Below are 9670 nucleotides of genomic sequence, written 5' to 3' on the forward strand. Positions count from 1 at the left end.
AAGAAGTAAATTTGTCATGCTTAAACACTAAATACGAACCCAATGTTGGGTGGATATGCCTGGAATGACTGGGTGCACATCACCGGAATATACAAGTAAGGAATACATAGTCTTGTTACGATCGTACAAAGAACCTGCATTGGTATTAGCTGCATCATACACCTCCTTCACCGCTTTATTTGCTAAGGTTTCGGAATAACCACGTTGCAAAAGATTCTCTTTCAATATCACCTGTTCTACGTTGCTATTGTGTTCACGCGTTTCCCAATTACCATAATAGGTATATCCCAACTGTTCTTGAAACAATTGAATAATACGGTTTGGGGTAATGCGTTCTATTGGGTTAATCATGGTTTTAAAATAAATTATCGTTCAGCAATTGAATCATGTGATTATGATGCTCAAAAATTTCATCAGCTCCCCAACTTGGGAACCTATCTTCATCCATCATAACAAATTGTTTTATACTATCTTTAGTTTTGGCTTGTATATAATAATCTTTCTTTGCTTTAGGCATATGGTTACTTAATCTTGAATTATTGTTATGGCTTATTAAACATAAATTTCCATAACAATTTAATAAATCTAATGGTAAATCTCTTTTACTATTTAGAATATTATTATTATCCTTCTTCAGTGTAGTGTCTAAAAACTCACCTGTAATTGGATATTGTGGATAATAATGCTCTACCGAACTTCGGAAGCTAAATTCATATTCCTTAAAGGTTACTGGATCATTTTTCCAAAGTAGATAATCTGTGTAATTAAAAACCAGATTATTTTCAATGTTCCCATAACTTAATTTATCCTCAAATTCAAAAGGCTCTATTTCTGGTAATTTTTTTGTGTTAAAAATAATATCATTATAGTCTTGAGGTTTGTCAATGGTCAGGAATCTATATAGCATAAAACATTTAGCAGTATTCTCTAGAAAATCGGCATACTGCATAGAAGAAATATGAATAGGTTTATCATTTTTTTCATCATCAAACATCATATTCTCATTTAGGTAATATAGACTTGCTAATAACCAATATTTATATATTTGAGTTGGTGTAGAAACATGAAACATTGACAATATCTTTATGAGTTGCTCTGTGTCGGTATCTTCACTAAACGTATTTACATAGCTATAGCTATCTGTTTCTCTTGTGTCGTTCTTTTTATAAAATTTAATACACTGCAAACTCCAATAGTCTGTTCCATTTGTATATTTTCTTCTAACGATGTACTGATCCAGTAAAAAACGTACTCTTAATAAATTATAAGCAAATGTTTTAACAAACAACACCTTATCTACTTTGTATTCTAGAGCCTTATCGAAAAATAATAGCAATCGTTTATCATCCAAATTAATATCTAAGTCCGTTTCCTGTATCTTTAATACGTGTAAAAGAAAATTCTCAAAACTAATAATTGGCTGAAATTGTTCTCCTTCTGATTCGTTAATCAGTAATGAATCATACATTTCATGGAGGATGTCATTAATACTCTTTTGTTCGTCTAGTATTTCAGTAAAGATAATTGCATCTCTCTTGCCTTCTGATTCGTTTCCCTCATTAAAAAACGAAATATTAAAGAGTTCTTCTTGATTTTTGGGTGTAAAATGATACCAGTTTTTTCCAAAAAGATTTCCTCTGTACTCTTTAGAAAAATGTAACTGAATGTTAGTAAACATATCTGCACAGGCTTCCCAGATATAATTCAATTGCTTCCTAAGATAAAACGAATTTTCTGCCACATTCAACTCTTTCATCAATCTGGCTTTCAAAATCTCATGTTTCTCAAGTTGCTCCCCTCTTGAATTCATTATCTCGAAATAATGATTCATATCTGTGTCTTCTGGAACTTGAACTCTTAGAATATGAACTTTCTCCAAAAAGTAACGAATGAATGCTTCAAATTCATACTGAAGTTCATTTTTAATCTTTTTTAAAATCTCGACAGCATATTTTATACCATCAAAAATCCCAACATTGTATTTCAAAAATTTTGGTTCTTCTTTACTTCCATTTTCATAGATATATCGAATTGTTTCGTCTGCATTCTTTCTGCTTTCAAAACGTATAATAGGTTGGCTAAACGCATCAGTTATATCTATTTGCAATTCTTTCATCGCACAACAAAGGATATTAAGTGTAGTCAATCTTTGTTGTCCGTCAATAGTTTCATACTGATTTTGTCTATTCGAGAGTTTATCAACGATTAATGTTCCTATATAATAGTTTTTTTCCCTTTCTTCTGAAAAATAATCCTTTATATCCATTAACAACTGCTCAATTTGCTCTTTACCCCATTCGTAATTTCTTTGATAAACAGGGATAATATAAACATCACCATTTGTAAACAATCTTTTTATTGTAAATGAGTTTAAATCTGGATTGTTAATTTGCATAGTACATTTTATTTTTAAAGAAGGTACCTATTCTAAAATCTATACGGTCATTCCCAACTATCGAATAGGATTTCACCATTTGTTCAGTGGGATATATTGGCGTAATATCGATATTGATAATTTGCTCAGGTGAAATGAATTTTCGTATTTGATGAAATAAATTAATGTTCGGATTTTCAACTACAAAATTATCCACCGAATCAAATCCTAAACGCTGATATTTAAATCGAAGCGAATACACCCATACGAAGGCTTTCTCCAAAAAATAATCAAATTCAGCATATCCGAATTTATCTAAATAATAAATTACCAAGCATTCAAACAAGGATAATAAATATTTTTCCCCATCTCTATAACTCTTTGAGTTATGATAGGCTAAATAAAATATCTTTTGCGTAGCCGACAGTTCATCATTCCATACGCTGACTTCATAGCGCTCTTTGAACCCTTCAATTATTTTTTTATAGTAGGCGGTATATTCAAAAAAACGACACCCATTAATCATAATGCTATCCAACTGAAACGGGTAATCGAATTTTTGCTTATCGATATTTCTTTCGAAATTTGAATTATAGTGATCGACAAATGTGTGCGCTATTTGGATAGGACGCATATAAGGAAACAAATCGTCCGAATAGATATTGATTCCTTTAAACATACCAATATCTTTTTTAGTAAACCTTCTTGACGAATTCTGATCCGCCCATCCTTTTATCCGATATAGATAGATGGCAAAAACATTGGCCAAATCTTTAGACTCATATTGTTCCCATTGGTCAACTATTTCTACCTGCTTTTGTTGTTCCTTATTGTCAAATGCGCGTAAGTGAAATGCTTTTAATAAGTCGTGTGGATACAGATCTTTGCCTCTAGCATTTTGCGAATCAAAAAACTGAAATGCTTCTGTAATATCAGCGATATAAAAAACCACAACTTCGCATTTTTCAATAAATGCTTTAATACCTAAGGTGTCAAACTTATTGAGTAGCCGAATAGCTGTATGGTAGTTATTTCTAATCTGCTTGATACTTTCTTTATTGGTATAATAGATGGGTATCGTATCTATTTCCTTTTTTAATTCTGAAACTTTATCAATAATGTAGGTTTCAAAATTAGCTGAATTTGTATGTACAATTTTATACAAAGCATACAAAAGGATGCGTAAGGTCGTGAATCGTTGTTGACCATCAACGATATCGTGAACCAATTTATTTTCACCCTTAATATTATTTTGATGAATTACTACCGTTCCTAACCTATATCTGCTTTTCTCTTTATGAATAAAAATATCGTTAATAAGCTGAGCAACATTCTTTTCTTCCCATCTATAGGGTCTTTGATACTCGGGAATTCGAATATCTTTGATTTTTAAAAACTGTTCAATGGGTAAAATTTCAGCTTTATTTTTTCCGGAACTAATCTCAGACATATACATTTAATTTCTATTAAATTCCTTTCATGGTACTTTCGACTTTCCTCCTAACCACCTCCAAATCTTTCACCTTGTCTCTCATAATTCGATGTTTCTTATCATGGTTAAAATCAGTATAATCGATTTCCACGAACTTGATTCCATTTTTAGGTAATACATCTCTCCTTCTTTGATCAGAAATCCTATGTACTTCACAAACAATATCGTGAGCACATAATCTTTGTATTGAGAGGCGTCCATACCGCCACGTAATTCGTCACAAGATGCCCATAATGAGCTATATAATTCGCGTTTTTTAACTGCCATTTAATTGAATATGATCGAGTTAATAATCTTTCGATTTGCCTTACAAAATAGCGTTTTTTAGAGGATAAATCAATACGGGAATCCGTAAATTATATACGATAAATTTAATTAAAAATCATCCCAATTATCATCATCTTCCCGATTGGGAAACATCATATCCAACTCAGCATCCTCATCATATTCAGCTATTTCATAATCATCATCGTCGTCATCATAGATAGAAACTGTTTTTCGAGGTTCAACACCCATATCCCGAGCAAAATCTTCATCTTCTAACAATTCATCCATATATTTTTGATGATACACCTTAATCGCATCCAAATCCTGAAGATCCAATGCCGGAAAATAGTAAGGATAGCTTTGTTGGACACTCTGTAAAAGGGATGTAATTTCGTTTAATTTATCCTGTTGATATAGAGATTCTGAACTATCGGTTTTGGTAGCTTCAAAAGCAACGATATTGTCCACATGGGTAGAAACGATAAAACTCATAATTGATTTTGCACCTTCATGTTCTCTGTCTTGAATGTATTCATGAAAGTTAGCAATCATTCTGTTGTAGTAATTTAGGTCTTCGTTATTCATAATTTATCCAATTTTCTTGATATCAAAATATTGCCAAATAGCACCAGGTCCACCTAGTTTCATAAGATCCACGCCATATTTATTCATAAATGCATTTCGAACGGGAATACTTCCATTTGAAAACAAATCTGAAGGCATATGTGCTGACACTTCGATGGTCATACCTTTTTCCAAAACTGTTCTGTTTGCAGCGACGCGCTGCTTGACGGTGATTAAAAATAAGCTCATATATGATGGCTAATAATTTAGTGTTTCCAAAATATGAAATAAATATGTAATAATACTAAACAATTGATAAAGCTTGTAAAAATGCATTATTCAAATAAGTTGTCTTGATCTCTACAATGTATTGACGCATTGAACTGAGCAATCTATCACCCACTGTTTTTTCGAAATTGCTATCCGTTAATCTACTCTTCAAATAATTATAACCCTCTGAAAGTACCTGCAACTGCTCGGGTATGAACATTTCGTATCCATTATCCAGTAATACATTCAAATCGTAAGCTTCGCTTCCCCATATCATATAGCTAGCCTCAACCTTTAATTTTTTCTTAAAATAAAGCATAATCATACTAAAAGATAATAGACCCAATGTACTTTCAGGTTTGATATAATGAAAATAGTCCCTATTACATGCTGAGCTTTCTATTTTCAAGGTTTCAAAGGTATCATCTAGGATAAGACCTAATAAGCTACTTATGGATTGCTCGAATGTCTTCCTATCAAAATTTATATGATTAGGATCGATCACAAAAGAGACGCGATCGCGGCATAGATAGTTTAGTGGCAGACTAACAAGCTCATCTCCTGCTGGAAGATGACCTAGCAACGTAGCCACATATGTTGCTTGCGCTCTATACAACTGATACTTGATACCAAAAAAGGATACTGGTTTGACAGCTTCGGCATATACATCAGTATGTATAATGCAAGTATTGGGTCTATTTTCAATCTTTTTTAACAAATCTTTAGCACGCTCATAATGACCTGTATTTTCAAACTTAAAAGGAAATCGAACAATGATCTTATAAGTTGAACCCAGCAAATCTTCTAATATGAATTGTGAAATAGGCTCTGCCAAAGACAGGATAATAATCGTATCGGAATGAAATGTCTTATAGATTTCTTTCAACTTGGCACGATCTATTTTGTCTACCTCATAGATATCATGTTTTTTTCCATAGATGTAACTGACTGTTCCAGGAAATGGAATATAAAACTCGTCTGAGGTTTCCAATTCCGTATAATGCAGGTAATATACATCAGTCAGTAAATACTCAGCAATTAGTCGATTTACAATTTCTTTACCATCTACACCTACTCCCAAAATATTAATATTATTTATTTGCATCATGATATTATTTTGAATTTTGACAATCAGGTTTGGTAAAATGGATCTCACGAACTTTCGACCATATTCTCCTCACTTCAGGAATATGTGTTGAACTATATAAAATTTGCACATATTGCTCTAAGTAATTTAGATGAATTGCGATTTCATGAGTTAATAAAATGATAAAGTTGGTTTTAATCAATTCATCACGTTCGATATCATATTGACGACAGTAATATTGTGTAATTATTTGCTCCTGATAACATTCCCTTAGTTTTTGTATTAAGCGATTACAATTTAGATTATAGCACGTTTCTATCTGCGGTATACATCCGTAAAAAAGACAAAACAAATTGTAGGCTGAATGTTGATTCTCAAATTTATCCTTAATTTTCAAACATACCTCCAAGCTAAGGTCTCTCATCTTAGCGCTGTATGGATTCTCGAGTTCATGATTATTCATAATAATAAGTATTTGCTACAAATAAAGTTTAAGAATACGACAGAAGATGTCGTTTTAATAAAAAAACTATAAATATTTTTCAGCGACATATTTTGTCGCAATACAATTGTATACTTGCATTATATTATTATTAATTATGGTTAATCGACTAATACTTCTACGTCAAAAACTAATAATCAACAAGCTATCCATTAGACCACATTCATGGGATGAAATCTTGTCTATGTTGGAGAATTATGCGGAATATGAACGGGAAGATATATCCATTAGTCAACGTCAATTTCAACGACAAATAAAAGACATCCGAGAACTATGGAGCATCAGCATTAAATATAATCGCACAAAAAATCAATATTACATAGATGATACCAGCCAAGAAAGTATGCGATATAGGGAGGCGTTGGATATATTCACGTTGATGGATTTGAGTGGGCAACAATCACAACATATTATTTTTGAAAAAAGAAAACCGTTAGGAACTGAAAATATTCCTGCTATACTTAAAGCCATAAAAAACGATCAAACGATACATTTTTGTTATAAGAAATTCTACGAAAGCTATGAAGAGCAACGTAGTGTGAAACCATTATTTGTTAAAGAGTCTAATAACCGTTGGTACATCGTGGGATACGATTTAGAAAAACAAGATTTACGAGTTTTTGGAATTGACCGTGTACAGCATCTGACGATCGGCAAAAAATATAAGACAAATCTTGATCTTGCAGATACGTTTCAATTATTTGAGCATTGTTTTGGCATAATATTGCCCGCAAAGAATGATCAGGTTGAAGAGATAGTCCTCTCTTATAAAGGTTTTCAAGGGCAATACATAAAAACCATGCCGCTTCATCACACTCAGGAAATAGTTAAAGAAAACGACGATGAGGTAAGAATCAAAATACATATTTATGTCACGCAAGACTTCATCATGGAGATCCTTTCTGCCGGTGCTTCGGTAAGCGTGATTTCACCAAGTACCTTACGTGATAGAATAACAATGGAATATAAAAAAGCTTTGACGAATGAGATATTTAAAACTTAAAACACGGGATCCTATTTATTTGCCTATTTTGGATAAATTGATTCAGGAAGCTAAATCTAGCAGTGAGACAGAAAGATTGATATTATACAATTTAAGTCGTTCATTGACCCAGGATCTTACAGAAAATCAATACAAAATAATCATCAATGAAATTGTAAACTATTATGAAAATTATCGACGGAGGTGGGATAATTCAAAAGAAAAAGAAAATCAATTCAAGTCTTGGGTTATTCAACAAACTATGTTAAGAAGTTATTTCATAAAGGGTATCTTTTTAGATGACATTAGAAATCCGAATGACGTAAAAGTATACCTCCCTGAAAAAGAGCAAATAAAATATCTGTGCAGAGATTGGGTTGTAGTACGTTCTTTTTCGGAATTCAAAACCTACGTAGAGAACAATGAAATTCCCACTCATATTTCCTTAGATCATGATCTTGGCTGTAATGAATATGCCGAAGAATATCCATCTGGATATCATGCATGCAAATGGTTAGCCCATTATTTGAGAAAAAAAGAACCTTTCGGACTTCCAATTGTTTTGTGTCATTCACAAAATCCTATTGGCAAAGAAAACATTGAATATTATTGGGATAATTTCCTAAAGTCAAAAAAAATAATAAAATTATGAAACAACAACAATCACAAACCTTATGCAACAGAATCGATAAGATTTCAAATAAATTCGAAACAATTAATTTAATACCAACCAAATGGTTTTTAAAGAATGATTTGAAAGTAGATCAATTCGAGCAACCGTCCTTTTATTTAGATCTACTTGACGATTTAGAAGAAGTAAAACGTAAAACTAGAGTTCTTTTTATTCATGCAGTGCTAAACAAAGTATGTATCGAAGAGAGGAAAATATATTTGTTTAATGCGCCTTATCAAGCCAATATGTCTTATTCAGGTGTTATGAAAAAGGAAGGCACCTTCTACATAAAAGATGAAGATGGTGATTTAAAAGAAGTCTTTGATTCTGAAAATTTTCTGCAATTTATTGATGATCAGTATTGGGAATTGTATGACTAGGCAGTCAGGAATAATTTTAGAAAATCTTGATGATTTAAGAATTTTCATTAAGTTTGAAAAATGAACCATAAATACTTGGATTATAATAAGTTAATAACTTTAATTAAATAATATAATGATAAAAAATATTGAGATAGTCTATGATAATAAAGAATCTATTCTTAAGAGTTCGGATGACTTAGCAAAACATTTATTCGAGCAAATCTTGTGCATAGGTGATGCTAGCTATATGCTTATGGATTTTGAATTTTACATTAAAACCAAACTACAGAAGTCTTTAAAGATGACTATGTGTATGGGCATGAACAACAGTTAAAGAAGGGTTTACTCTATTCGCATGACTCTGGCTTTGACATTACTTGGGGTAATGAAGAACTGTATGTAGGTATTTTAACGTGAGTTCGGGATAAGAAAAAAGTGAAATTATATATTATTTCACTACCAAACGGGTAAAATTTTTTTTAGTCAATAAAAATCTAACATACTGTTTATCAGTATGTATTTTTGAATTTACAAAAACCTACCTCCCCCTATTTTAGAATAATTCGGTTTGTATAGCGGGAGGTTTTTTCTTTTTGTGGATTTTGACATAGGTTCTCCTGCTATTTTCCACCATCCAAAATAGCTCTAGATAGCTGATAAGGTGGATTCGAATAAGAGCGGCCATGGTGGAGAATGCCTTTTTGCTTTCCGATCTCACTCTTAAGACCTGCAATAGTAATTGGGCGATCAAGGTACTCCAAATCTGTGTTTTGATGCCGTTTTCGGTTTCTGAATAAAAGTAATGTAACTGGAAATTTTGCTTTAATTTTTTGAAGAGTAGCTCAATATTCCAACGAAGCTTATAAAGAAAAGCGACTTCCTCTCTGCTGACTTCAAAGTTATTGGTAATAAAATCATACATTCTGCCCTTTTCATCGCGATATCTTACTTTGCGCAGGCATAATGTCTTTTCTTGATTGCCTTCCCTGTAAGCGAGATGAATGTATAATCCGGAGTATATGCACCCAAAAATATCCAAAATATATCCTCTGAAAACAGAGGTTATTTCTAGACATTCTGGCAGATGTGCACCCAAT

The 9670-nt window shown here is 32.2% G+C and carries 11 protein-coding genes; 3 read left to right on the forward strand and 8 right to left on the reverse strand.

What is annotated here, in order from left to right; all coding sequences use genetic code 11:
• Nucleotides 1-27: 27 nt before the first annotated feature.
• From EDC17_RS15905 to EDC17_RS15935, 7 genes are all read right to left on the reverse strand, one after another.
• Nucleotides 28-351 (reverse strand): type I restriction endonuclease, encoded by a 324-nt coding sequence (locus EDC17_RS15905; protein WP_207895790.1) that lies wholly within the window; start codon nt 349-351, stop codon nt 28-30.
• Between the two features lie 4 nt (nt 352-355).
• Nucleotides 356-2395, reverse strand: a complete 2040-nt coding sequence (locus EDC17_RS15910) for a DUF262 domain-containing protein (protein ID WP_132779132.1) — start codon at nt 2393-2395, stop codon at nt 356-358.
• Nucleotides 2385-3824 carry a DUF262 domain-containing protein gene (locus EDC17_RS15915; RefSeq protein ID WP_165894450.1) on the reverse strand — a complete coding sequence of 480 codons (1440 nt, stop codon included), beginning with the start codon at nt 3822-3824 and terminating at the stop codon, nt 2385-2387. Before EDC17_RS15915 ends, EDC17_RS15910 begins: the two co-directional genes overlap by 11 nt.
• Before the next feature lie 81 nt (nt 3825-3905).
• The gene (locus EDC17_RS17110) at nt 3906-4133 is read right to left on the reverse strand and encodes a type I restriction-modification system subunit M N-terminal domain-containing protein (RefSeq protein ID WP_207895791.1); all 228 of its coding nucleotides are present in this window, start codon (nt 4131-4133) and stop codon (nt 3906-3908) included.
• 108 nt (nt 4134-4241) lie between these two features.
• Nucleotides 4242-4718: a hypothetical protein gene (locus tag EDC17_RS15925; protein ID WP_132779136.1), complete on the reverse strand. Its 477-nt coding sequence runs from the start codon at nt 4716-4718 to the stop codon at nt 4242-4244.
• Between the two features lie 3 nt (nt 4719-4721).
• Complete coding sequence (locus tag EDC17_RS15930) at nt 4722-4946, reverse strand: DUF6140 family protein (protein ID WP_132779138.1); 225 nt, start codon at nt 4944-4946, stop codon at nt 4722-4724.
• Nucleotides 4947-5001: 55 nt separating this feature from the next.
• A complete protein-coding gene (locus tag EDC17_RS15935; RefSeq protein WP_132779140.1) occupies nt 5002-6075 on the reverse strand; it encodes a hypothetical protein in 1074 nt (357 codons plus the stop codon).
• Between the two features lie 578 nt (nt 6076-6653).
• Between EDC17_RS15935 and EDC17_RS15940 the strand changes: the two genes are divergently transcribed.
• From EDC17_RS15940 to EDC17_RS15950, 3 genes are read left to right on the forward strand one after another with little or no spacing between them, the layout of a single operon-like run.
• On the forward strand, nt 6654-7559 hold the full coding sequence (locus EDC17_RS15940; RefSeq protein WP_132779141.1) for a helix-turn-helix transcriptional regulator: 906 nt from the start codon (nt 6654-6656) through the stop codon (nt 7557-7559).
• Entirely contained in the window at nt 7540-8190 is a 651-nt protein-coding gene (locus tag EDC17_RS17115) for a cyclic-phosphate processing receiver domain-containing protein (RefSeq protein WP_207895792.1), read from the forward strand. Before EDC17_RS15940 ends, EDC17_RS17115 begins: the two co-directional genes overlap by 20 nt.
• A complete protein-coding gene (locus EDC17_RS15950; RefSeq protein WP_132779143.1) occupies nt 8187-8591 on the forward strand; it encodes a hypothetical protein in 405 nt (134 codons plus the stop codon). Before EDC17_RS17115 ends, EDC17_RS15950 begins: the two co-directional genes overlap by 4 nt.
• 535 nt (nt 8592-9126) lie before the next feature.
• Here the strand turns inward: EDC17_RS15950 and EDC17_RS15955 are convergent.
• On the reverse strand, nt 9127-9670 hold a 544-nt coding region (locus EDC17_RS15955), incomplete at its 5' end, for a transposase (protein ID WP_165894451.1).

Origin of the sequence: Sphingobacterium alimentarium (genome assembly GCF_004342685.1) — a bacterium.
Taxonomy (GTDB): Bacteria; Bacteroidota; Bacteroidia; order Sphingobacteriales; family Sphingobacteriaceae; genus Sphingobacterium; species Sphingobacterium alimentarium.